This window comes from Pelagicoccus sp. SDUM812005 (genome assembly GCF_031127875.1).
Classification (GTDB): Bacteria; Verrucomicrobiota; Verrucomicrobiia; order Opitutales; family Opitutaceae; genus Pelagicoccus.
This window is the reverse complement of sequence record NZ_JARXIA010000001.1, coordinates 215,283-239,667: the sequence shown is the minus strand read 5'-3', so window position 1 is coordinate 239,667 and position 24,385 is coordinate 215,283. Positions and strand designations below refer to the sequence as shown.

At 59.9% G+C, this 24,385-nt stretch carries 15 protein-coding genes; 6 read left to right on the top strand and 9 right to left on the bottom strand.

The window, feature by feature from the left end; translation table 11 throughout:
• Positions 1-19: 19 nt before the first annotated feature.
• The 8 genes from QEH57_RS00850 to QEH57_RS00815 all read right to left on the bottom strand — a co-directional run bounded on the left by QEH57_RS00850 (position 20) and on the right by QEH57_RS00815 (position 11,621).
• The gene (locus QEH57_RS00850; protein WP_309004766.1) at positions 20-2,338 is read right to left on the bottom strand and encodes an alpha/beta fold hydrolase; all 2,319 of its coding nucleotides are present in this window, start codon (positions 2,336-2,338) and stop codon (positions 20-22) included.
• Positions 2,332-4,266, bottom strand: a complete 1,935-nt coding sequence (locus QEH57_RS00845) for an acyl-CoA dehydrogenase family protein (protein ID WP_309004765.1) — start codon at positions 4,264-4,266, stop codon at positions 2,332-2,334. The genes QEH57_RS00850 and QEH57_RS00845 overlap by 7 nt, the downstream gene beginning before the upstream one ends.
• 35 nt (positions 4,267-4,301) lie before the next feature.
• Entirely contained in the window at positions 4,302-6,464 is a 2,163-nt protein-coding gene (locus QEH57_RS00840) for a 3-hydroxyacyl-CoA dehydrogenase NAD-binding domain-containing protein (RefSeq protein WP_309004764.1), read from the bottom strand.
• A gap of 1 nt (position 6,465) precedes the next feature.
• Entirely contained in the window at positions 6,466-7,755 is a 1,290-nt protein-coding gene (locus QEH57_RS00835; protein WP_309004763.1) for a thiolase family protein, read from the bottom strand.
• Between the two features lie 52 nt (positions 7,756-7,807).
• Positions 7,808-9,592, bottom strand: coding sequence for a long-chain fatty acid--CoA ligase (locus tag QEH57_RS00830; RefSeq protein ID WP_309004762.1), 1,785 nt, complete (start codon positions 9,590-9,592; stop codon positions 7,808-7,810).
• 374 nt (positions 9,593-9,966) lie between these two features.
• Positions 9,967-10,161: a CPXCG motif-containing cysteine-rich protein gene (locus tag QEH57_RS00825; RefSeq protein WP_309004761.1), complete on the bottom strand. Its 195-nt coding sequence runs from the start codon at positions 10,159-10,161 to the stop codon at positions 9,967-9,969.
• Between the two features lie 72 nt (positions 10,162-10,233).
• On the bottom strand, positions 10,234-10,902 hold the full coding sequence (locus tag QEH57_RS00820; protein ID WP_309004760.1) for an alpha-ketoglutarate-dependent dioxygenase AlkB: 669 nt from the start codon (positions 10,900-10,902) through the stop codon (positions 10,234-10,236).
• Between the two features lie 125 nt (positions 10,903-11,027).
• Complete coding sequence (locus QEH57_RS00815; protein WP_309004759.1) at positions 11,028-11,621, bottom strand: TetR/AcrR family transcriptional regulator; 594 nt, start codon at positions 11,619-11,621, stop codon at positions 11,028-11,030.
• A 120-nt stretch (positions 11,622-11,741) separates the two neighbouring features.
• Between QEH57_RS00815 and QEH57_RS00810 the strand changes: the two genes are divergently transcribed.
• The gene (locus QEH57_RS00810) at positions 11,742-12,488 is read left to right on the top strand and encodes an SDR family oxidoreductase (RefSeq protein ID WP_309004758.1); all 747 of its coding nucleotides are present in this window, start codon (positions 11,742-11,744) and stop codon (positions 12,486-12,488) included.
• A 156-nt stretch (positions 12,489-12,644) separates the two neighbouring features.
• Here the strand turns inward: QEH57_RS00810 and QEH57_RS00805 are convergent, their stop codons facing one another.
• The gene (locus tag QEH57_RS00805) at positions 12,645-14,105 is read right to left on the bottom strand and encodes a hypothetical protein (protein WP_309004757.1); all 1,461 of its coding nucleotides are present in this window, start codon (positions 14,103-14,105) and stop codon (positions 12,645-12,647) included.
• 389 nt (positions 14,106-14,494) lie between these two features.
• Between QEH57_RS00805 and QEH57_RS00800 the strand changes: the two genes are divergently transcribed.
• The 5 genes from QEH57_RS00800 (at position 14,495) to QEH57_RS00780 (ending at position 24,336) form a co-directional block, all read left to right on the top strand.
• Positions 14,495-16,438, top strand: a complete 1,944-nt coding sequence (locus tag QEH57_RS00800) for a hypothetical protein (protein ID WP_309004756.1) — start codon at positions 14,495-14,497, stop codon at positions 16,436-16,438.
• A gap of 89 nt (positions 16,439-16,527) precedes the next feature.
• On the top strand, positions 16,528-17,910 hold the full coding sequence (locus QEH57_RS00795) for a glycoside hydrolase family 28 protein (RefSeq protein ID WP_309004755.1): 1,383 nt from the start codon (positions 16,528-16,530) through the stop codon (positions 17,908-17,910).
• Between the two features lie 202 nt (positions 17,911-18,112).
• Positions 18,113-20,275, top strand: a complete 2,163-nt coding sequence (locus QEH57_RS00790; RefSeq protein ID WP_309004754.1) for a hypothetical protein — start codon at positions 18,113-18,115, stop codon at positions 20,273-20,275.
• Positions 20,276-20,290: 15 nt separating this feature from the next.
• Positions 20,291-23,482 carry a DUF4450 domain-containing protein gene (locus QEH57_RS00785; RefSeq protein WP_309004753.1) on the top strand — a complete coding sequence of 1,064 codons (3,192 nt, stop codon included), beginning with the start codon at positions 20,291-20,293 and terminating at the stop codon, positions 23,480-23,482.
• Positions 23,483-23,700: 218 nt separating this feature from the next.
• Positions 23,701-24,336: a DUF3826 domain-containing protein gene (locus QEH57_RS00780; protein ID WP_309004752.1), complete on the top strand. Its 636-nt coding sequence runs from the start codon at positions 23,701-23,703 to the stop codon at positions 24,334-24,336.
• Positions 24,337-24,385 lie beyond the last annotated feature (49 nt).

Here is a 24,385-nt window from a genome sequence, read left to right as displayed (position 1 = left end):
TCGATACCGCCTCCCTACTTCAATAGCCCGCGCAGTGAAACTCGAGCTCCGGCACCAAGGGCGACGCCAACTCCAGGGTACTGAAGAAGTGCCGCACATACAGCGCCACGTCGTCTCGATGCTCATCCGTCACGATCACGTGCGAATCCGCCTTGAGCAAGACGATGCTGGCTGCATCCGAACCGATCTTTTCGCGAATCAGCTCCACTCCCGTCGCATCCACTACCGGATCCTTGCGTGCCTGCACCACGAGGCAAGGGCATCGGACCTGCGGCAACGATTCCTCGCACCGGGAAATCAACAGCCCCAGCTGCCTTACGCCTTTCACGTAGTTCCGCGTGTAGTTGATCTCTGGATTCGCCGGCAGGTTCTCCACGTACTCCACCTTGCCGATATCGATATGCAGGTTCTGCAGCATCCCGTTCCACACGTCCGCCGCCCCGGCCAAGCCTGCCCGATGGTCCTTCAAGCGGAAAGCGGGATTGATCGCCACTACCCCGGCCAGCTGCGATCCCAATTGCGAGGCCTTGAGCAATGCCAGCAAGCCGCCCATGGAAAAGCCGACAAGGTACACCGTGTCATGCAGGCAAGCCATTCTCAGGTAGGCAGTGTGCACGGAAAACAACCAATCCTTCCAGCTCGTCTCCGAAAGATTGAGCGGGGCCGTGCCATGCCCCTCGATCCGCAACCCGTGGCAGTGGTAGCCATGCTCGCTAATCGCTTCGCCGAGGTAGCGCATCTCCATGGGAGCCGCCATGTATCCATGAACCAACAACACGCCAGCCCGCACTTTTCCGTCCTTAGGCAACAAGTCGAACGGCTCGCCGACTTCCAAAGGCTTGGACAATTCCGGGTCGTAGTGCTCGCGATAGGCCCGCTCGAAACTCCGAGCCTCCTCGCGCTTCAGCTCGTCCGCCAGGATGCAGCGAGCCCCTCGTTCGTCCTGGTTCACGTTTCGCTTCAGAACCTCCACGCATTCGGACAAGGGTTCGAACTCGTTGGCGATAACCTTGGTCGTCAGCCGCAAACGGATGTCGTGGAAGGAAGCGGTTTCGTGGAAACGCCCTCGGTTGATCCAGTAATAGTCGCCCTGATCCTCCAGCACGCCTTCCCGAACGCTCTCCCTCACGATGCTCTGCAGTGCTTCGCTCTCCAGGCCGGAGCACACCTCCACGCAAGTCCGGTACAGCTTCGACTGCAGGCGGCACATTCCATTCTTCTTGAACTCCAGCGCCGTTAGCAACAAGGCCCGGTGAAAGCTTCGCTTCAGCACCCGTTGCTCCTTGGCCCACAATAAGCCGGAGCAGAAAAGGTGGTCGAAGTTCACCTCCACGTTGCGATAGATCTCCCTCATGAAAGCTCGCGTCAACTGGTCGCGCTGCGAACGCACAGTCTGGTCCAGCTGCTGCGTTTCACCCTGCAGACGCGCCAAGAGTCGCGGCACGAACCCACGCGGCGACAAATACGAACGCAAGGGAATCGCCGGACAAAAGTGAATCTTCATATCCGTCTTGCTCAGAAGGATACGCCCCTCGACCTTAAGCTCCTCCTCCAAGCGCTCGGGCAAATCCGAAAACAGCGTCCGAGCCAGTTGGGACACGAAATTCTCCTGCGGCCGGATCGGATAGTAGGTAATGTTCAACGGCAGCACCACCAGCTCCCGCCGGGAGACCTCCTCCGGACCGGCGAAGCGGTATTTCTCCTCGTAGGCGTGCATCGTCTCCGCATCGCCCTCCTCGTAGGCTCGCAAGTAACGCAGTCGATGCGACTCCGCCTGCAGCGCCAGCACCGCAGCGCCGGTTCGCGGCGGTCCCCGGTACCCGGGCGAATCGATAATGAAGTTCCCCTGGTCCAGGAACTTCTTGTTCTTCACCATCGTTCCTTCCGGGTAGATCACCCAGTTTTTTCGCCCCGTCATAAGGTCGCCCACGATCATCGCGTCGCGCTCTTCCTCCTTCGTCGAAACCGCGCCCAAGCGCGAAATATAGCGTCCCAAAAATCCGGTGAACAAGCTGTAGTGCGCCAAGGTCCGAGCGCTTTCCTCACGCAACTTATAGAGCAAGTAAGGAATGATAAAGGTCTCCACCCGCGTGAAGTGGTTGACCACATACAGCGTTGGATGCTCGCTCAGGTTCTCCAAGCCATCCACCCGCAGCCGCACCCCGAGGGACCTCTCCAACACATCCATGACCTTCCCCGTGGCCTTCCAGGTCAGCCGCGAACGCACTCCCACGTCCCGCGGTTTCTCGAAAGGGAAAAAGCGAGCTTGCTTCCCCTTCTCCGCTTCCGGTTCGTCGGGGCGACTCAACTCGTTCAACTGGAAATAGCGTCTCAGCATTCTCGATACGCGTCGGGTTCGGATTCGATGATTCCGTCTTCCAACCAAGTATATTCGCCGCCCAGCACCCGCTTCGCCATGGCGTTGCCCGACCGGTCCGCGTTGCGCTTCAAGCCGCGGTAGTGTTCCTCGATCCTCAGACGGGATTGACGGGAAAAGAGCTTCGCCAAGTCCATGGGCGACTTGTCCTGGGGAGCCCGGTCCACCAAGCCTTTCGCGTAGCTGCACGTGGTCGCGATGGCGAAGAGCTCGGTGCCGATCTCCATCAAATGCCCGAGGATGTTTTGCCGCTTCTCTAGGCGGTCCTGATACAATCCCATGAAGTGGAAAATCGTGCGGGCCAATCGGTGCGACGCCGCTTCCACGTACTTGAACTCGGAAGCCAAGAGGCCGCCCTCCTCGTGGCTGTGCCAAGCGCTGCCGTTCACCCATTGCCGCGGGTACCAGCCGCTGTAGTAGGCCGCGACGCCCATCCCCGCACGGAACTTTTCCGCGATCGGTACATGGTGCTTGAGCAGCCCGGCCGCAACCCGAAGGTGCGGGTCCATGGCTTCCCGAGCCAGAAAGAGCTTCATCACCTCCGTAGTGCCTTCTATGATACGGTTGATGCGACACTCGCGCATCATGCGCTCGACCGGGAATCCCGGTTCCCCTCGAGCCCGTAGCGAGGAGGCCTTTTCGTAACCCCGGCCTCCCCGCAGTTGCATAGTATCGTCGACGACTTTCCATGCCATTTCGCTGCAGAACAGCTTAGCCATAGCGGCTTCTATCCGGATGTCCTTATCGCCCTGGTCAGCCCAGTGCGAAGTCAGAAAAGTAATAGCTTCCATGGCCAAAGTATTGGCCGCGATGGAGGCGATCTTGGTACGGCCCGCTTCATGCATGCCAATCGCCGCACCCCATTGCTTGCGATGGTTTCCCCAGCGCCGCGCAATCGACAGGCATTGCTTCGCCATCCCTGTACAGGCGGCAGGCAAGGTCAGGCGACCCGTATTCAAAGTAACCAACGCCAACTTCAAGCCCTTGCCCTCACCGAGCAAAATATTCTCACGCGGGACCTTGACCTTGTCGAAACGCAGCAAGCCATTCTCGATGCCGCGGATCCCCATAAAGTCGCAGCGATGGACGACCTCCACCCCGGCCCAGCGAGTCTCCACGATAAACGCCGTGATCTGCTTCCGCTCCTTGCCTCGTACCACCTTAGGCGGCGTTTGAGCCATCACCACGATCACGTCCGCGATCGTTCCGTTGGTGCACCACAGCTTGGTCCCGCTGAGAATGAAATGCTTACCGTCCTCGCTCGGGACCGCCGTGGTCGACATCTGGGCCGGATCCGAGCCCACGTCCGGCTCGGTCAAGGCAAAGGCCGAAATAGCGCCTCTCCGAAAGAGAGGCAGGTACTTTCGCTTCTGCGCCTCCGTTCCGAACAGCTTCAGCGGCTGCGGCACGCCGATCGACTGGTGAGCGGAAACCAGCACCGCGGTGCTGCCGCAATGGGATGCGAGCATCATCATCACCCGATTGTAGTTCACCTGCGAAAGCCCCAAGCCGTCGTACTTTTCCGGTATCTTCATTGCGAATACACCTTGCCGCACCAACTCCTCCACCACTTCGGGAGGGATGGTCCGCGTCTCGTCCACCTTCTCCGGATCCAGATGGTCCACCAAATAGTCCGCCAGCGAACGTATCAGGCGATCTCCTCGCTCCTTCTCCAGGTCATCCTGAAACGGGAACGGCGTCAGCAGCTCCGGCAGAAACTCGCCCATGAACAACTTGCCCGCGAAGCTCGGCTTCTCACCCTTCGCCTCCCGAGCCGACTCCGCCACCTCCAGGGCCTCCCGCTGCTGCCGGTTCATCCGGGACGTATCGATCAACATCTCATCCTCCGAGCCCGCAGCCGCGCCTTCCGTTTCCTTTATATCCTTCATCCTATCGCTTTCCGTTTAAGGTTCGTCCATTGGCCCTAAGCCGTTTCGTAGAAGCGACGCCCCGACCGCTCCATCTCCAGCAACAAGCCCGAAGGCTCGTAGCGTTCTCCAAATTTCTTCTGCAAAGCCTCCAAGGCACGGCAAACGTCGCTCAAGCCGCGCTCGTCCGCATAGCGCAAAGGCCCTCCTCGGAAGGGCGGAAACCCCGTTCCCATGATCATCGCCATATCCAGGTATTCCGGCGTATGCACGATATCTTCCTCCAGGCAGCGAGCCGCCTCGTTCACCATGCAAAGCAAGGCCCGGTCCACGATTTCATCCGTATCCAAATCGTGGTGATCGGTGTGGAGCCGCTCCTGAACGGCCTTTGCCAGCTCACTGATCGTCTTGTCATTCGGCGTGCGCTCCTTGCCCTTGTGCAGATAAAACCCCTTGCCGTCCTTCTTACCGAGCAAATGGCCTTCTTCGTAAACGGCCTTCATGATATCCGCCACCCGCATGCGCTTACCGTAAGCCTTCTCGAGGATAAGAGCCACCTTGAGCCCCACGTCGATCCCCACCTCGTCCGCAAGCGCGAAGGGTCCCATCGGCAGGCCGAAATCCTCCAGCACCTTATCGATGCGCTCCATGGACGTCCCTTCCTGCAGCATATAGGCCGACTCGTTGAGGTACGGGATCAGGATCCGGTTCACCAGGAAGCCGGAACAGTTGTTCACCACGATCGGCGTCTTGCCCAACCGCCGCGTAAGATCGATCACCTTGGCAATCGCCTCCTGAGCGGTCTTAGGGCCCGCAATCACTTCCACCAAGGGCATCCGGTTTACCGGATTGAAAAAGTGCATCCCTACCAATCGCTCCGGATGCACCAAGCCTTCGCCCAGATCGACGAGGGACAAGGAAGAGGTATTGGTAGCGATCACCGCATTGACCGGTATCCGCTTTTCAACGTCACGCAGCACGGAGCGCTTGACCTCCAAGTCCTCCACCACCGCTTCGATCACCAGATCCACCTTGCGAAATCCCGTGTAGTCCACGGTCCCGGAAATGCGGTGCATCTTCACGTTCAACTCGTGGGGACGCATCTTGCGACGCTTGACCATTTGCTGGTAATAGCTGTTCGCCTCCGCATATCCAGCCGCGATCGCCTCCCACTTGATGTCTTTCATCCGCACCGGAATATCCTGGGAACTGAGCAGCCAGGCGATCCCACCCCCCATCACTCCGGCGCCCAAGACAGCTGCGGAACGGATCGGCTCCGGATGCAAGGTATCGCCAATGCCAGCGTCCTTCTTCAAAGACTCGTTCGTATAGAAAAGCTGTACCAGGTTTTTGCTTACATGAGTCGAGCAGAGCTTGGCGAAGACTTTCGCCTCGCGAGCGAAACCAGCCGCCCCACCGCGTACAAAGGTTTCTCGCACGACCTCGAGGGCTGCCTCCGGAGCTGGATACTTGCCCTTGGTCCTCCGCTCCAAATTCTGGCGAGCCTTGCGGTAGACCAGCCACCTTCCCAGCGGCGTACCGCTCAGGAAGCGATCTCGAACGCTCCCCTTTCGCGTGGTCCGGCGGTCCATGGAAGAATTGAGCAAGAGCTCCTTCACGAAGTCCTGCACCGCGTCTTCCACGAATTCGTGGGCCATCAGCCTATCGGCTAAACCGATCCTCACGGCCTTCTTGCCGTCGATCGACCTGCCGGAAAGGATCAAGTCGAGGGCCTGCGGCAACCCGAGCAAGCGCGGAAGCCGCTGCGTGCCGCCCCAACCGGGAATGATCCCTAAGGTAACCTCGGGCAAGCCGAGCTTGCACTTCGGGCTGTCGCTCACTAGCCGATACTGGCAAGCCAGGGCGCACTCCAAGCCTCCGCCGACGCCGGCGCCGTCGATCACCGCCACCGTCGGAAACGGCAGGTTTTCGAGCCGGCTGAAGACCGCTTGCCCGAAACGGGCTTTGCTCTCCCCTTCTCCCTCATCCTTAATCTTGGCCAATTCCCCGATATCCGCTCCCGCGATGAAGATCCCGGGCTTACCGCTCATCAACAGCAGAACCTTGATGTCAGCTTGCTTGGATACAGCGTCGAGCGTATCCAAAAACTCCTTCATCACCGGGTAGGAAAACTTGTTAACCTTTTCCTCGGGCAAATCGAATACCAGCCGAGCAACGCCCTGCCCGTCTACGTTCATCTTAAATGCTTCCGTTTCCATATCAGGCTACCTCCAATGCTAATGCTGCCCCTTGACCGCCTCCCACGCAGAGCGTAGCCAGCCCCTTTTCCCTGCCGCGTCGCTTCAACTCCTTCAGCAAGGTCAACACCAGCCTCGCTCCGGTCGCTCCCACCGGATGCCCCAAGGCGATGGAACCGCCATTTACGTTGAGGCGCTCCCGGTCGAGTTCGCCCAAGGCCTCGTCCCGACCTAAATACTCCCGGGCGAAAGCGCGCGAGGAAAAGGCTCGCTCGTTGGCGATCACTTGGGCGGCGAAGGCTTCGTTCAACTCCACCAAATCGAAATCGCGCAGCCGCATGCCCGTCTTCTTGAAAAGCTTGGCCGACGCGTAAGCAGGCCCCAAGCCCATGCGCTCCCCTTCCAGGCCCGCGTAGCAGTAGTCGCGCAGGTAACCGAGCGGATTCAGCCCTAACTCGCGAGCCCGACTCTCGCTGGCAACCAGCACAGCTACCGCTCCGTCCGTAATTGGACAAGCGTTCCCCACCGTGACCGTACCGGTTTCGCGGTCGAAGTATGGACGCAGCTTAGCCAGCGCCTCCAGCGATTGGTCGCCTCGCGGCCCTTCGTCTTTGTAGTGAACATTTCGATACTCCGGATAAACAGGAAGCGGCACCGTCTCCTGTTCGAAAACGCCATTCTCGCTCGCCCGACAAGCCTTGCGATGGCTTTCCAAGGCGAAAGCGTCCTGCTCCTCGCGGGTGATATGGAAATCACGCACCAGCAATTCCGCGGTCATCCCCATGTTCATCCCGCAAACTGGGTCCGTCAGCCCCTGCTGCACTCCGACGATCGGAGCCAAAAAGCGCGGACGAAAGGCCAGCAGGGCCTTGAGCTTCTGCATCAAGCTGCGAGCCCGAAACAATTGAGTGAAGATGCCCACCATCTCCCGCCGGTAAAGAAAAGGAATATTGCTCATCGACTCCGTACCGCCGCAGATCGCGAGGCCGATCTCCCCAGCCTGGATCTTGTTGGCCGCCGTGGTGATCGATTCCATGCCTGAAGCGCAGTTTCGCTGCACCGTGTAGGAGGGCATCTGCTTGGGCAGGCCCGCCTTCAGAGCGATCACGCGAGCGACGTTGGCCGCGTCCACCGGCTGGGCCACGTTGCCGAATATCAATTCGTCGACTTCCTCGCCGCTCAGCTCCGCTCGGGCTAAGAGCTCCTTGACCACTACCGCGCCCAGATCGTCCGCCCCGAACCCGCTCAGAATTCCACCGGCCTTTCCAAAAGGCGCCCTTACGCCATCTATGATCGCAATTCGTTCCTTCATAACACTACGTATTTATAATCCACCTACGGCCGAAGCCTCCCCGCACCACAGGCTAAACGCCCATGATATTTCCGTGGCTCGAGTAGATGGCGTTGATTTCGGCCTGGTAACGGCCTTCGACGACATGCCGACGAATCTTCATGGTCGGCGTAAGCTCTTCCCTCTCGATACTGGGAAGCCCATAGATGCAGCGATAATCTCGGATCCGCTCCCAAGCGTTAAGATGCTCGTTGACCTTAGCGATCCGCGCATCCAAGCGGTTCGCAATCCCCAAGCGCATCAACGCGTCCCGCTCCAGCGTTTCGCCTTCCACGCAGCCGTCCACGCATCCCACGCTCGCAGGATCGAGGAACAAGAGGGCGCTCACGAAAGGCTTTCCCTCCGCGACCACCATTGCCGTATCCACCAAACGGGACTCGATGAGAGCCAGCTCGATGGGAACCGGCGAAACGTACTTTCCGTTCGAAGTCTTGAGCAGCTCCTTCACCCGCCCATCGATCACCAAAAAACCTTCGCGGTCCAGGTGTCCCAGGTCTCCCGTGTGCAGCCATCCCTTTTCGTCGATGACCTCCCGCGTAGCCTGCAAGGCATGATGGTAGCCGAGCATGATGTTCTCGCCCCGAGCCAAGATCTCGCCGCTCTCGTCCACCTTCACGTCCACTCCGGGAAAGGGCTGGCCCACAGTGCCGATCTTGTTATGCCCCGGATAGTTCGTCGCCAATACCGGCGCCGCTTCCGTCAAGCCGTAGCCCTGGTAGACCGGCAAGCCGATGTTCAAGTAGAAGCGGTGCAGCTTGGGAGCCAAGGCCGCCCCGCCCGCGATGACGCGCCGGAAGCGATTCCCCAAACCGAGGCGAAACTGTGAATAGACCAGCTTGTCCGCTAGCCGATCCCGCCAGTCCTGCGCCCGATCCGGATCCAATCGGAAGGCTCGCCGGATCGCCCAACGAGCGATGAGGCGCTTGAGCAAAGGCTTCGCCTCCGCCCCGTCGCGCAGCTTTCCGTAGAGCTTCTCCAGGAGCCGCGGCACCATGGTCATGGTCGTAGGACGCACCTCTTTCAAGCAAGTACCCACATTTTGGATATCGTCCACGAAGCAGACCGGCACCCCAGAACACAGGTAGAAATAGACCACCATGCGCTCGAAGACGTGGGCCAAGGGCAGGCAGCTCAAGGCTACGTCCTCAGAAGGGTCCATCGGGAATCGCTGCCCCGATGCGCGAATTTGCGACAGCAAATTCGCGTGCGAAAGCTCGACCCCCTTGGGCGAACCCGAGCTACCACTCGTATAGATAATGGTCGCGATCGCATTGGGATCCAGGTCCTCTAGCATGCATTCTAGAACCTGAGGATCCGTATCCGCTCTCGCCCTACCAATATCGATAACGTCCTGGTAACTTAAGTGATGTTCGCTCCGATCGGAGTCAACGTTCGCAGAAATGACTAAGCCCAGCCTGCCAAGGTGCGGCTGCACGCGGGCGTAGGCCACCGGGCCATCGACGAAAACGGCTCGCATGCCGCTGTCCTCGATCTCGTAGGCCAAGTTGTCCTCGGCCACGTTTACGAAGACCGGCACCGTGGCGCAGCCTGCCGCCATGGACCCAAGGTCCACCACCAGCCAACGCGGGGAAGAATTCGCTATAATCCCAACTGTATCTCCTTTGTGAATACCAAGCTGCAAAAGCCCGGCGGCAAAGTGCTGTACTTCGTCGAGAAACTCGTTCGAGCTCACGCTCTCCCAGCGTCCGTCGTGTCGCTCGCTGGCGACGCGGCTGGCGTCGTTAGATCTTAGTGTAAGTTCGACCGAGTGAGGTAATGTTTCGGTCGTGTTTCGCATGGCTGTTTACCCGCGCTGTTCTTGTTGAGACAGGGTTACTTGCCTCTTGTTTCAAGCTATCCATTTCAGGGCTTTTGTCCATCTGGAACGGTCGAAATGAGGGGTATTCTCCATACGATTTACGCCCATTCCTTCGGACAAAACCTTAGGGACTAGAAGCGCTCCAAGCGCGGGGGATAACATCGCCCTCGTATCGACATCTCCGATACCGATTTCGCGCTTCTCTATTAGAGCGAGCAAAGCTTCCTTCCCCCTAATTCAGCCCTTATCCAAAGGTCCCTAGGGTCAGGCTAGAAGGACTACTTAGGACCTCCGTCGCCAATACCGTGTCGCGCCTCGAAACGAAAAGCGACGCCCCAAAAAACGAGCGAGGCTTACTCGTCCTCGCTCAAGGCCTGCAGGTCGACAATCTCGCCGTCCTCGTCCACCGAAACCGAAAACTGGATCGGCCGGCAGCACACTTGGCAGTCTTCCACGAACTCCTGGGACGACAGCGTGCAATCTACCACGATTCCTACCGACTCTCCGCAATAGGGACAGGGCACCGTACGATCTTGCTCAATATTCATACTAGGCCCGAAGCCTACAGCCAATCTCCCAGAACGCCAGCGCGAATTGCAGGCAGGCGCCCGAAGCCGCGCCTATTGCCCGAACATCCGGCGAAAGGTAAGGTTCACCCGAGGCCTCGACACCTTGGCCGTCTTCGGCACCTGATGCTGCCAGCGAGCTTGAGTCTCCCCTCGCATCACCAGCAAGCTCCCATGCTCCAGCTGCACCGATACCTTCTCCCGACTCTCCTTGTGGCGAAAGTCGAAACGACGCTCCGCCCCGAAGCTAAGGGAGGCGATGTTCGAGTTTCTCCCCAAGCCCTTTTCGTCGTCGTGATGCCAAGCCATGCCCTGCGAGCCGTCTTGGTAGAGGTTCAGCAAACAGGAATTGTAGCGGCCCCCCGCCCAAGCCTCCACCTTCCCCTTCAGTTGACGCAGCTCCTCCGTCCAAACCAAGGCCGTACGGGTGCGGCCGGAATAGGTGTAGTCGAAATTCCGATCGCCATACCAAGCGACCTTACGGGCAGTCACTATATGGCGTCCATAAATCACCGCCTCGTCGTGCTTCCACGGAATCTCCTCCAAGAAGTAGCGAAGCCAAGCATCGGCCTCCTCCCTCGCGAACAAAGGCCCAAAGTAAATCGACTCCCCGTCCCGCGGCAAAACGTTGCGCGGCTCTCCCGCATCGGCTCGCCCTATCCCCAACTCGAACTGCTCTTCCATAATCAAAAACACGACGGAGCTTTCACCGGCTCTTACCACAGCTTACCCTTCACCTCGCAAGCGAAGCCACCTGATTCTTGCTGCCCTCCACGCACGGCGCCCGAAAACGCGTACCCACGCGATCACTACACCGTCCACATCCCATCGTCAGCCCCTCTCGCCCCTCACGCTTTCCAAGGATCCAGCAAGCTCGCCTGCATGCTGCGAGCGAAACTCCGGATGCGCTGCGCGTCCTCCCCAGCTCGGGCCTTGATCCGGACTCCGTACACGATGCCAAAAAGGTTCGCCGCCACCTCGTCCACTGGCGTCTCCGCCTTCAACTCGCCCGCGACTCGGGCCCGCTCCAGCCGTTCCGCGATCCAGCCTTCCGAAAACTGCACGTAATGCTTCAGCACGGCTGCGATTTCCGGCTTGTCCGGAGCAACCTCCAGCAGCGAATTCACCACGAAACACCCGCGCCAACCGTTTTCGCTCAAGGCGTCGTCCAGCATCTCCGCAAACAAGGTCTCGATCTGCCCCAGCGGTGAGTCCACCGCCTCCGCCGACTCGTACATGGGCCCGCACATCTCCGCGTAACGATGGATGCACTCCACGAAGACGCCGTCCTTGCTTCCGAAACTCGAATAAAGGCTGCCCGCCAAAACGCCCGTCTCCTTCACCAAGTCCTTGATGGACACACCCCTATACCCTCGCTGCCAAAACAGGGAGGTCGCGGATTCCAGCAATTTCGCTCGATCGTACTTGAGAGGACGGGCCATGGAAACCGATCAAATCCAATTTGATTGATTGTTCAATAACTTATTGACAGCGACCCGCAGTCAAGGTTTTTGGTTGGTCGTTCAATTAACTTCTAAAGCAATCCAAGAACCACTGCACCCATGACATCCAAAATACAGAACCAAAGCGCCTTCGTAACCGGTAGCAACCGAGGCATCGGACGCGCCCTCGTCGAGGCCTTGCTCGCCCGCGGAGCCGCCAAGGTCTACGCCGCCGCCCGCGACACCGACTCCCTTTCCGAACTCGTTTCCCAGCATCCCGACCGCGTCGTCCCCGTGGCGCTGGACGTGACCGATCCCCAGCAAGTCGCGGCCGCCTCCGACATCGCCCAGGACGCGTCCATCGTCATCAACAACGCCGGCGTACTCGCAGGCGGCGACCTCGTCACGGGCGACCTGGAAGGCTTCCGCAGCGAATTCGAGGTCAACTACTGGGGCCCCCTCTACGTCACCCGCGCCTTCGCCCCCGTCCTGGGCCGCAACGGCGGCGGCTCCCTCGTCACGATTTCAAGCGTAGCGGGACTCTCCAACTTTCCCGTCATCCCCAGCTACAGCGACTCCAAGGCCGCGGCCCATTCGCTCATCGTCGGAACCCGCTTCGCTCTCGCCGCCCAAGGCACCACCGTGATCGGCGTGTATCCAGGACCTGTAGACACGGAAATGGCCAAAGGCATGGAAATGCCAAAAGCCACTCCCGCCTCCGTCGCCGAAACGATCCTCGATGGAATCGAAAACGGAACCGAAGACATCCTCCCCGACGCCTTCGCGGAAGGCTACCAAGGCCCCTACGAAGCCGGCCAAAAGACGCTCGAACGCCGCATCACCGAGATGCTCTCCCAACCCGCCTAAACAGCGGGCTAGAGAATTTCAGCAACGCCTTCCCGCCGCCCCTAGCAGCCTCGCCTGCTAGGGGCTTGCCTTTGCCGCAACGAAGCAAAGCAATAAAAAGATCCTGGCCGTACCCGCGACCAGGATCTTAATACCATACGACTGTACTACGAAAAACTAGCTGATGGTATCCACGTTGTTACCGAGGTTCAGGTAGTCGATAAACTCCTGCGGATCCGTTCCGTTGAGAAACTCTTCCAAGTTCGTGTAACCATCCTTGTCCGCGTCCGCGGCGCCATCGGCTGCATCCTTGGGATCGAGGCCATGCTCCTTCTCCCACTTGTCCGGCATGCCGTCACCGTCCTTGTCGGAAGGCACTTCCTTTTTGGAGTATGTAAATTCTGGGTACCCGCCCACCTCCTCCGGATTCCTCAGGATACCGTCGCGAACGAGAACCTTGTTGCTACGCACCATCTCGACCACTCGCGTATCCACCGCGTCGCGACGCGGCAGGGTCGCTCCCACCTTGGCCAAAACCGATTCATAGGCCTGCTCCGCCGTTTCCTGAGCCACCGGCCAACCAACGAAAGGCGTATTCACTCGAGCCAAGCGCTCGAGCTCCGCGTCCGCTTGCATCCCCTTCCAGTTGTCAGCCGTAACTCGCTCGCTGCCTTCCATCACGTTTCCAGCCACGTACCACTTGCCCGGACGCTTCTCGGCCTTGGGATACCAGCCACCATCCGCCCAGGCGCTGCCTGGCGAATACATGTTGCGAACGCCGGGCCCCACACGGGCGATGGTTTCCCTCATGTTCTCGTTGGTCGCGGGCCCTGGCTTGTAGTAATTGTTGATGGCGTTGATCTCCGAAGTTTCGTCGCCGCCATCCATGGTGCGGTGCGCCCAATTATAGATGACATTGTTGCGGTAGTCGAAACGTCCGGACATGCCGATCGAAGGGTTGCGGCCCGTGTTGCAGGCAAAGAGGTTGTGGTGAAAGGTCGCGTCCTCACCGCCCCAAGTCCCGCCGAACTCGTGTCCCGGCCCCAAGCCTTCGCTCGATACGACCCATTGGATAGTGAGATTCTTGACCGGATACTTGATGGAGCTGCCATCCGGCATCTTCTTCATGTTGCGATAGAGCGAAATCCCCTCGTCGCGACCCCAGCTGACCGAACAGTGGTCCACGATGATGTCGCTCTCGGGATTGCCGCCAATGTTGTCGGATCCCTGACCGCCCTTCGGATCGCCGCGACGCACCCGTAGGTGGCGCAGCACTACGTTGCGAGTGTTGATGTTGAGGGAGTGATTCTTGATACAAATTCCGTCGCCCGGAGCCGACTGGCCCGCGATCGTGATGTCCGGATTGTCGATATCCAGATCGGACTCCAGCTCGATAATCCCCGCCACCCGAAAGATCACCATGCGGGCCCCTTCGGCTTCGATCGCCGCCCGCAAGCTGCCAGGTCCGCTGTCGTTGAGATTCGTAACCGCGATGGCCCGACCGCCGCGGCCGCCAGGCGTGAACATGCCGCCCCCCCATGCTCCGGGAAAGGCCGGAACCACCTTGTCCATGCGAATCGGATGCGGCGGGATCTGCCCGGACTCTGGGGCACCCGAAACGAGATCGAGCGGCGCCATGACCAACGCCAAAGCCGCGCCGACTGCCGCGCATGCTTGCTTAGAAAATGCCCGAACCGGGCTTGGGAGTATCGATGGGGTGTTTTGTTTCATTTGAAATAGCCTTATTTCCAATTCGTATTTCACGAGAGTCCTAAAAGTCAAACCCTCAGTTGAGAAAAGCTGCAAAGTAAGCGGACCTTGAGATTCCCGCAGCCAGAATAAAACATCTGGAAAGGTGCCCCAAGGGGATTTTAATCGTTGAAATATATATTATTTCATTCCCCAATACAGAAAATCCTAGACGCTTATTCGCCCCAAGCCCCGTCGCCCCTTCGCGAGACAAGGGTTCTAGAAACATCAAAGCCTGTTACTCCTAGTCGAGCGATCCCGCCTCGCACAACCCATCAATGAAATCCACTCGACGTTTCCCACTCTCCCCGAGATTCGGCAAGCTCGCGGCTGCAGCAGTCGCCTGGCTTGCGCCTCTCGTTTCCGGCCTGCACGCCCAGGATCCCACGCCTATCAATTCCGAAACGATCGACCTGAAGCCCTTCGAGGTGAAAGCCAAGCGAGTCCTTCCCAAAAACCAGCTCCTTTGGGCCTTCCAGAAAAAGGAATGGCAGTACGCCCAGCTAGGTGACTTCGAGATCCTCTCCTACGCCTGGGAAGGAAACGCGGAGCGCTACCTGAAGGACTTCCAACGCTTTCGGGACGCTCTCAGCATCGCCTGGCCCATCCCCCTCCAACCCCTCGTCCAAAACACCATCATCCTCTGCGGGGCCGACAAAACGTTCGACGAATTCACCCCCGCCGAAAAAAAGCAGCGCAACGGGATCTTCAGCCACCTCTTCTACGATGGCGAAAAAGCGGCTATCGTGCTCGACCTGCAAAAGTCCTTCTACGACGCCGAACTGCAAAATCATTTCGTACGCCTCGAGGTCGACCACCGGCGACTCCTCTATCGCGAATACATACGGCTCCTCTACGCGCAAAGCAGAAACGCTCCGCCCCCATGGCTCATCGAAGGCAATACCCAGATCATCATGGACATGGACGTCTACGACCGGATCATCAAATTCGGATTCCTCGACGTGAAACGCGGACGCCCCAGCCCCGACGATATTCCCGATTCCGCCAAGGGATTTCTCCAAGTGGTCGACGACTTTGGCACATCCTTAGATTCCGATGAGATCGAGGGAGAAGGCGACGTCGCCGAAACCGACGATAGCGACCCCTTCGCCAGCGACGACGAAGAGATTGGCGAAGGCACCCGCGTCACTCTCGAAAGCGTGCTTCCCTTCTGGACCGCAGACCCACCCTTCCACATAGCCCTTGCCAACAAGAGCCTCATCCCCCTCGAGGAGATGTTCGCCTTCAGCCCCGAACAGTACCGCGAGCTCAATCCCCTCGTCGATATGGCCTGGGCCAAGCAAGCCCACGCCTTCGTCCACTATTGTAAGTTCGGGGCCGACCGGAAACACGAGCAAGCCTTCCAAACCTTCGTGCAACGCATCAGCAAGGAGCCGCTCACAGAGGAGCTATTCCAGGAGTGCTTCCAGATGAGCTACGACGGGATGCTTGAAAAGCTGAGCGGACACATCAGGTATCCATACCATAAATACAACTACTACAAGCTATACAAGGACCAGGGAATCACCGCCGAAAAAGTCACGTTCCGCGAGCCCAGCCCCAACGAAGTTGGACGCATCGTCGGCACTGCCCAGCTGGCCGCCGGAAAAGTAGAGGAGGCGATTAGCACCTTCCGCGAAACGATCGAAAGACTCGAGCCCTTGACCGATTCCCCCAGTCCGGAATTGCTCTCCTCCCTCGCCCAAGCCGAACTGCAAGCTGGACTCCGCTCCTCCGCCCGAGAACGCCTCGAGGCCGCGGCCCAAAGCGGCAGCCGCTTGCCGTCCACCTGGACCACCCTCGCTCGCCTCCGCTTCGAGGAACTGAAAACCCAGCACGGGCCCGACGGCCAGATCCCGCCCGATGCGCTGGCAAAAGTCCTCGTTCCCCTTCTCATGGCCAGGAAGCTCGAACCCGCCGTTCCGGAAACCTACGAGCTCATGGCAGCAGCATGGCAACGCAGCGCCATACCGCCAAACCTCGTCCAAGTAGACCTCCTCAGCGAAGGCGTAGTGAAATTTCCATACAACACGCGGCTCGGCCTACAAGTTGCTCAATTCTACCTTCGCGCCAACAGCCCCGAAAACGCCCAGAAGTGCGCCGACTTCGCCCTCCGACACTGCGCCGACCCGCTTCAGCGCTCCCAGCTTTCCACCTTTCTCCGAAATATCGAAACCACGGGTCAATCCCGCAGCGCTCCAGCCCCCAAAGCCAACAGCTGAGCTCCGCTCGCCGCCCCCGTCGGCGAAGCCTTTCCCAATTGAAAACAATGAAACTAGCAAAACCTCACCGAACTCCCTTCCTACAAAAGATGCCACGGGTCCTACAGCTCACCGGCATTGCCGCCCTAGGGCTCTGCCTCAGCGCTTGCAACGACGACAGCTCATCCAAGTCCTCCCAAAGCTCCGCAGCCATCGGCTGGGACGACCTGCCCCAGATCCTCGAGCAGATTGAAGCTCCCACCTTTCCTGATCGCGACTTCTCCATCGTCGACTACGGAGCAGTCCCCGACAACTCCAGCGACATCAAGCCCGCCATCGACCAAGCCATCGCCGAAGCCCACGCCGCCGGCGGCGGACGCGTGCTCGTGCCCGCTGGCGACTGGTTCATCGCCGGACCCATCCACCTCAAAAGCAACGTCAACCTCCACCTCTCCGAAGGCGCGACCGTCAACTTCAGCACCGTCCCCGAAGACTACGAGCCGCTCGTCTACACCCGCTTCGAAGGCACCGAAGTCATGAACTACTCCCCGCTCATCTACGCCTACGAGCAGGAAAATATCGGCATCACCGGTAAGGGCACCTTCCACGGCCGCGCCTCTCGCGACAACTGGTGGACCTGGTCCAAAGACGCTCGCCCCCACATCAACAAAGCCCGCCAAATGGCCGAAGACGGCGTCCCCACCGAAGAACGCGTATTCGGAAACAACACCGGCCTGCGGCCCGTATTCGTACAACCATACAAGTGCAAGAACGTCCTCATCGAAGGCGTCACCTTCCGCGACTCTCCCATGTGGTTCGTCAACCCCGTGCTCTGCGAAAACGTCACAGTACGCGACATGACCGTCATCGGCCTCGGACCCAACAACGACGGCTGCAACCCCGAGTCCAGCAAGAACGTGCTCATCGAAGGCTGCTACTTCGACACCGGCGACGACTGCATCGCCATCAAGGCCGGACGCAACGCCGACGGCCGCAACATCGGTGTCCCCACTGAAAACGTCATCATCCGCAACTGCAAGATGCTCGAGGGCCATGGCGGCGTCGTGGTCGGCAGCGAGATGTCCGGAGGCGTGCGCAACGTCTTCGCGGAAGACTGCGTCATGGACAGCCCCCACCTCGAACGCGCCCTACGCATCAAGAGCAACACCTTCCGCGGCGGCTTCGTTGAAAACATCCACTTCCGCAACGTCACCGTCAGCGAAGTCGCCGACGCCGCCTTCCGCATCAACCTCTACTACTGGGGCGAAAACGGCGACCACTACCCGACCGTGCGCAACGTCAGCATGGAAAACGTCATAGTTGAAAAAGCCCCACGCGCCTTCTACTTCCACGGCCGCGAGGAGCTCCCCATCCAGGACGTGCTCGTCAAGAACTGCCAGTTCAACAACATCTCCCAACCCAGCGTCATCACCGGCATCGAGAACCTCAAATTCGAAAACGTCCGCATCAACGGCCTCCCCAAGAACCAATAATCGACACCGCCGCGCTGCCCAACCCGTAGCGCGGCGCTTCAGCCCGCGACCACGCTGCAAGATCCCCTCCACCCAAACGCAGGGCTACCGCTCGCGGCAATCCGCCCACATAAAAACTTCAAAACCCTACACGAGTTTGTTCTAGCCGACTATCGCAGAGCGCCTTTCCTTCGAACAGGCCATCAACCCCTTCAATCTACCCATGAAGCTTCCCCTTGCCCTCGCATTACCTGCCCTATTCACATCGCTCGCCCTCGCGGGCTCGCCCACTGCCATCGATCGCCAAGCCGTGGTCGCCCGCCACAATCCCCAACTAAGCGCCATCGACTACGGGGCCCCGCTCACCGTAGGCAACGGCGGCTTCGCCTTCACCGTCGACATCACCGGCCTGCAGAGCTTCGGCCAAGCCTACCACCAAAACGCCATCCCGCTGGAAACCCTCGCACGCTGGTGCTGGGTTAGCGAACAAAACACCGAAGGCTACACCCTCGCCGACGCCAGCGTCGAATTCCTCCAGCCCAACGGCAAGACCATCCTCCTGCCCTCCCGCGGCACCAGCACCGAGGCCGGACTTTGGCTGCGCCGCAACCCGCGACTCCACCCCCTCGGCCAACTGTCCCTCGTCTGGGACGACGCCCCAAGCGGACAACTCGCAGAGTCAGACATCCAATCCCCGCAACAAAGCCTCGACCTCTGGCAAGGCGTCATCACCAGCCGCTTCCAGTTGGCTGGCCAACCCGTCACCATCGTAACTGCCTGTGATGCCGAAACGGATACGATTGCCGTAAAAATCGATTCCCCACTCGTCGCCCAAGGCAAGCTGCACGCCCGCCTCGACTTCCCCAAAGGCCACGACCCTGCCGTTAAAAATACGCCTGGCCTCGACTGGTCCGCCCCCGAATCCCACCGCACCACCCTCCTCGGTTCGCGCACGATCAACCGCGAAGTCGAAAGTACCCGCTACTTCGCCACCTGCTCCAACGAGTTCCAACAAGTGGATACACACTCCTTCCTCATCGGCAAAGCCCCCAATCCCCAGAAACCAAACGCCAGCAGCCAACAAAGTTTCACCCTCCGCTACGCCCCCTTTGCGGACGACGCCCCCAGCTACCAAACCGCCCTTAGCCGCTGCCAAAGCCGCTGGGAACGCTTCTGGTCAACCGGTGCCGCCGTCGACTTCGCCGGTAGCGCCAACCCCCTCGCCGAAAAGCTGGAGAAGCGAATGATCCTCTCGCGCTACCTCACCGCCGCCCAAAGCGTCGCCCCCATCCCTCCCCAAGAAAGCGGACTCACCTGCAACACCTGGTACGGCAAGCACCACACCGAAATGACCTGGTGGAACATCGGCCACTTCATCCCGTGGGGAAAAAGCGAATACGCGGAAATAAACCTGAGCTGGTTCCTCGACAACCTCCCCAACGCCCGCCTGCTCGCCGAAAGCCGCGGCCTGCGCGGAGCCCGCTGGTCCAAGATGACCGGCCCCGACATGCGCGAAAGCCCCGGCGGCAACCCCATGATCTTCTGGAACCAGCCCCACCCCATACACCTTAGCCACATGCTTTGGAAGCAGTCCGGCAGCGACGAAACCCTGCGCCGCTATGCCGACCTCGTCCTCGAAACCGCCGACTGCCTCGCCACCATGCTTCACTTCGACGAAGAACGCGGCGAATACCTGCTCGGCCCTCCCCTCTGGATCGCCCAAGAAATCCACGACCAAGCCACCAGCCAAAACCCCTCCTTCGAGCTAGCCTACTGGCGCTGGGCCCTGCAAATCGCACAAGAGTGGCGAGAAGCCCTTTCCCTGCCGCGTCACCCGGACTGGGACCACGCCATCGCCCACATGCCCGAGCTCCCACAAACCCACGGCATGTACGTCGCCCTCGAGTCGCATCCAGATACTTGGGACAACATCGACAGCCGCCACGACCATCCCCAGATGCTCATGCCGCTAGGATTCCTCCCCGAAACCGATTACGTCGACCGCGACACCATGCACGCCACCCTCGACGGCGTCATCGCCCACTGGGATTGGGAAGCCAAGATCTGGGGCTGGGACTACCCCATGATCGCCATGACCGCCACCCGCCTCGGCCGTCCCGCCGAAGCCATCGAAATCCTCCTGCGCGACGGCCCCAACAACGTCTACAACGCCAACGGCCACTGTCCGCAAGGCAGCGACCGCGTCCGCCGCAGCGCCAACCAGTCTCGCCCAGAAATCGCCGTCTACCTGCCCGCCAACGGATCCTTCCTCTCCACCCTAGCCCTCATGATCGTCGGCTGGGAAGGCTGCCAAACCGAGCACCCCGGCTTTCCCAAGGACGGCAGCTGGACCATCAAAGCCGAAGGCCTCAGTCCGCTTCTTTAAAAAAACGCTCCTAATATGCTACTAGTATTCGCACTTTTGGCTGCCGCCTCCCCCTTTCGCTCCACCTCCCCCGAGACGCTGGGCCAGCAGCTCCGCTACCAACCGGACAACGGCGCCTTCGTCGCCATCCACGATTTCGAGCGCTTCAACCGCCCGCTCTACGGAGGCAATACTGCCTTTCGCGTCGACGGCGGCGACATCCCGGAGTTCGTCCTCTACCTCCCCGGACGCGGCGGCAACCTGCGTTTCGCAATCCAAAGAGGCGACACCACGAAATGGATACACGAGGCCGACAACATCGAACCACGCTACGTCCCCGGCTCACTCGCCTATCGTATAAAAGATAAACTGCTCGAAAACGCCGAGCTCGAACTGACTGCCCTTGGCAGTTACCAATCCGAGAGTTTCTTCGTCCAGATCGACTGCCCCAACGCGCCCAAGGACCTCCGCATCCTCGCCGTCTACGGCGGACTGAACGGACAGAGAGGAAAACGTGACGGCGATATCGGAACCGAAGACGTGCCCATCAGCGAATGGTTCCAACTCAAGCCAGAGTTCTGCCGCGACAACGTATTCACCTACTCACCACAAGGCCAAAGCTACCGTCTCACCGCTCCCAAAGGCCGCATCCAAGCCTCCCTTTCCCAGGACGCGAAACTGAAAGTCGTCGACGCCGCTTGCTGGCAAGACCCGGAACGACTCGCCCAGCAAGCATCGATTCCTACGCCCGTCCAAACCGACCGTCCCCTTATTGTATCCACGAATCAACTAAACGGAGACAAACTCTACTTCTCCTGGGAAAAGCTTCCCAGTGAATCAGAAGCTTCTCAGAGCATCACCCCCGATCAACTCCCCGAGCGCTACGCCGCCAACCAAAAGATCCGCCAGCAGCGCGCCAGCCAACTCGAAGTCCACACCCCCGATCCCTATTTCGACGCCGCCGTAGCCGCCCTTTGCATCGGGGCCGACGCGACCTGGGACGAGCCCCAGCAAGCCGTCATGCACGGAGCCATCGCCTGGCGCCGCAAGCTGCTGGGCTGGCGTGGCCCCTACGCCATGGACGCTCTCGGCTGGCACGACCGAGCGAAAGCCCACCTGGAGTACTGGTCCACCCGCCAAGACACCTCCCCTATTCCCGACAAAATCCCAGGTCCCGACGAAGACGGAAACCTAGCCCGCGCCGAAGCCGCCCTACACAGCAACGGCACCTTGTCGCACTCCCACTACGACATGAACCTCGTCTACTTCGACGCCCTCTTCCGGCACCTCCGCTGGACCGGCGATATCGAATTCGGCAAACAACTCTGGCCCGTCATCGAACGTCACCTGGCCTGGGAACGTCGCCTCTTCCGACGCGAATTCGAAGTCGCCGGCGAAAAGCTCCCGCTCTACGAAGCCTACGCCGCCATCTGGGCGAGCGACGAGATGAGCTACAACGGCGGCGGCGTCGCCTACACCTCCGCCTACAACGCCTTCCACAACCGCGAAGCCGCCCGCCTCGCTCGCCTAATCGGCGAAGACCCAAGCCCTTACCTCGCCGAAGCCGAAGCCATCGAAAAGGCCATGCGCAAGCTGCTCTGGGTTGAGGACGGAAACGCGTCCTACTTCGCCGAATACAAAGACTGGATCGGGCTGCAACGCCAACACAAAGCCGCCGGAGTCTGGAGCGTCTACCACACCCTCGACAGCCAAGTCCCCAGCCCCGAAGAAGCGTATCAAATGACCCGATACGTCGACCAATCCATTCCCCACCGCCGCCTCTCTTACCCGCAACTCTCCGACCAAAATCCAATCTGGGTTTTCGCCAGCTCCCACTGGTTTCCCTACGACTGGTCCGTCAATAACGTCGTCATGGGCGAAAACATACACACCGCCCTCGCCTACTGGCAAGCGGGACGCCCAGAGGAGGCGTGGAGCCTGACCAAGGGCTCCCTCATCGCCAGCATGTTCGCCGGTATCTGCCCCGGCAACGTCGGCTCCATGAACTTCCTCGACGCCTACCGCGGCGAATCCCAACGAGACTTCGCCGACGGCTCCGGCGTCACCTCCCGAGCCGTCGTCGAGGGACTCTTCGGCGTCCAGCCAAACCTCCTCGAGCAAAGCCTTACCCTCCGCCCCGGCATCCCCAACCACTGGGACTTCGCCCAACTCAAGCACAGCTCCATCGAGCTCGACTATCAAAAGTCCGCCACGACGGTCAGCCTCTCCGTGACCACCCAATTCCCGCCGCAGACCGAGCTCATCCTGCAGCTCCCGCTCGGCACCGCCCCCGACAGCATTCGCCTCGACGGCCAAAGGCCCCGCTCCCTCACCACCCTAAACGAAAACGGACACGGCTATCTGGAAGCTCGCTTCGCCCCCAACAAGCAAAGCTACACCCTAAGCTATTCCAACGAGGAAAAAGCAGCCTTCACGCCTCCAGATTTCAAATACACGCCACCCGTTACAGTTGAGCCCGTCGACTGGACCCAATCCATAGCAGCCTCCCGCACCACCACCGTTGACCTCGGCAAGAGCTTCAACGCCAAGGTCACCGATATCTTCCAGCAAGAGTACCGCAGTCCACGCTCTCCCTTCACTTCCCTCGCCATCCCGAAGCAAGGCATCGGCGGCTGGGCCGGCGCCTATAAACGGCAATACGAAGTCAACGACCAAGGACTCCGCCAAGCCGCTGCAGCCAAGCAAGGCCAAATCCATCTGCCCAACCAAGTCCCGCTCGCCAGCCCGCCTGGCCCAAATGAGAACAACATTGCCTTCGTCTCGCTCTGGGACAACTACCCCGACGCCATCGACCTCCCGCTCAGCGGAAACGCACGCCGCGCCTACCTGCTCTTGGCAGGATCAACCAATTGGATGCAGTCTCACATCGACAACGGTGTAGTTGTTTTTCACTACACCGACGGCAATCGAAGCGAGCTTGCCCTCCACAACCCCACCACCTGGTGGCCCATCGACCAAGACTACTTCGTCGACGACTTCCAGTTTCAACACCCCGGCCCCTTTCCGCTCCGACTTGACCTCGCCAGCGGAAACCTCCGCCACTACGACCCCGATTCCACCGCCGACCAAGCCTACTCCATCGTCGGCGGATCCGCTACCGTACTCGCCCACACCCTCGATCCGCAAAAGCAGCTTTCCCACCTCGAGCTGAAAGCCCTTTCCACCGAAGTCGTCATCGGCCTCATGGCCCTCACCCTGGAAAAATAAAGCTCATCACCAAAAGCATTGGAAATTGCCGAATGTTTTGCAGGGCCGTCACTTGCGACGTGCCGTAATTCCCGACCCTAGAGCCTGCAACGCGGCGTGGAGCAAGCTCCAGCCCTACGGCATCGCCATCAACAAAAAGCATTTCCCGCAAAGTGGAGAGGAGCCGAAAATAAAGCCGCCGCCCACTCAATATTTCAAATCAAACCAACATACATAAAATGCTTAACAAACGAAATTTCACCGCACTCCTCGCATCCGCCTTGCTCGGCTTCTCGCCAGCCAGCCAAGCCGCCGACGCGGCCTTGCCCACGGAACAAGCGAGCGCCATCGTCAAGCCCATGCGCTTCATGGACGAGGAGCAAACCCAACGCGCCATTGAGCTGACCGCCAACTACCTACGCGAGCTCGCGACCCTCGACGCCCAACGCAGCGCCGCGCTCGCAGCCAGCGGCGAACCCAGCGACGCCGCGCCCGAAATCCACCAGCAAACCGCCGACGCCTGGAAAACCCACCGCCGCTTCGCCATCGCCCTACGCGACGCCTACGTCGCCCAACTCAATTCCCTCATGGCCCCCGGCCGAGTAGACCGCGTGAAGGACGGCCTCACCGGCGATTGGTACCACCTCGAGCTGCAGCGCTTCGACCGCCTTGCTCCGGACCTCTCGTATCCAGAACGCGCCCACATCGTCGGCCTGCTTGAAGAGATGCGCGAAAATGCGATGCTCGAGATCCAACCCAAGCTCCAGCTCCAATGGGCCCACAAATACCGCGGCATTATCAACAACTACATCGCCGCCCAAGGCCACGACTTCCACGCCCTCGCCAAAGCCTACAAGGAGACCTACGAAAACTAGCCCGTTCCCTTCGTCCTGCATAAGGTTAGACGTTCGCTGGTACGCCGCA

Coding starts and splice junctions, on each gene's coding strand:
- QEH57_RS00785 (WP_309004753.1), top strand. CDS start 20,291: ATGCTACTAGTATTCGCACTTTTGGCTGCCGCCTCCCCCTTTCGCTCC.
- QEH57_RS00805 (WP_309004757.1), bottom strand. CDS start 14,105: ATGGCGCCGCTCGATCTCGTTTCGGGTGCCCCAGAGTCCGGGCAGATC.
- QEH57_RS00800 (WP_309004756.1), top strand. CDS start 14,495: ATGAAATCCACTCGACGTTTCCCACTCTCCCCGAGATTCGGCAAGCTC.
- QEH57_RS00825 (WP_309004761.1), bottom strand. CDS start 10,161: ATGAATATTGAGCAAGATCGTACGGTGCCCTGTCCCTATTGCGGAGAG.
- QEH57_RS00845 (WP_309004765.1), bottom strand. CDS start 4,266: ATGAAGGATATAAAGGAAACGGAAGGCGCGGCTGCGGGCTCGGAGGAT.
- QEH57_RS00840 (WP_309004764.1), bottom strand. CDS start 6,464: ATGGAAACGGAAGCATTTAAGATGAACGTAGACGGGCAGGGCGTTGCT.
- QEH57_RS00830 (WP_309004762.1), bottom strand. CDS start 9,592: ATGCGAAACACGACCGAAACATTACCTCACTCGGTCGAACTTACACTA.
- QEH57_RS00835 (WP_309004763.1), bottom strand. CDS start 7,755: ATGAAGGAACGAATTGCGATCATAGATGGCGTAAGGGCGCCTTTTGGA.
- QEH57_RS00815 (WP_309004759.1), bottom strand. CDS start 11,621: ATGGCCCGTCCTCTCAAGTACGATCGAGCGAAATTGCTGGAATCCGCG.
- QEH57_RS00810 (WP_309004758.1), top strand. CDS start 11,742: ATGACATCCAAAATACAGAACCAAAGCGCCTTCGTAACCGGTAGCAAC.
- QEH57_RS00780 (WP_309004752.1), top strand. CDS start 23,701: ATGCTTAACAAACGAAATTTCACCGCACTCCTCGCATCCGCCTTGCTC.
- QEH57_RS00795 (WP_309004755.1), top strand. CDS start 16,528: ATGCCACGGGTCCTACAGCTCACCGGCATTGCCGCCCTAGGGCTCTGC.
- QEH57_RS00850 (WP_309004766.1), bottom strand. CDS start 2,338: ATGCTGAGACGCTATTTCCAGTTGAACGAGTTGAGTCGCCCCGACGAA.
- QEH57_RS00790 (WP_309004754.1), top strand. CDS start 18,113: ATGAAGCTTCCCCTTGCCCTCGCATTACCTGCCCTATTCACATCGCTC.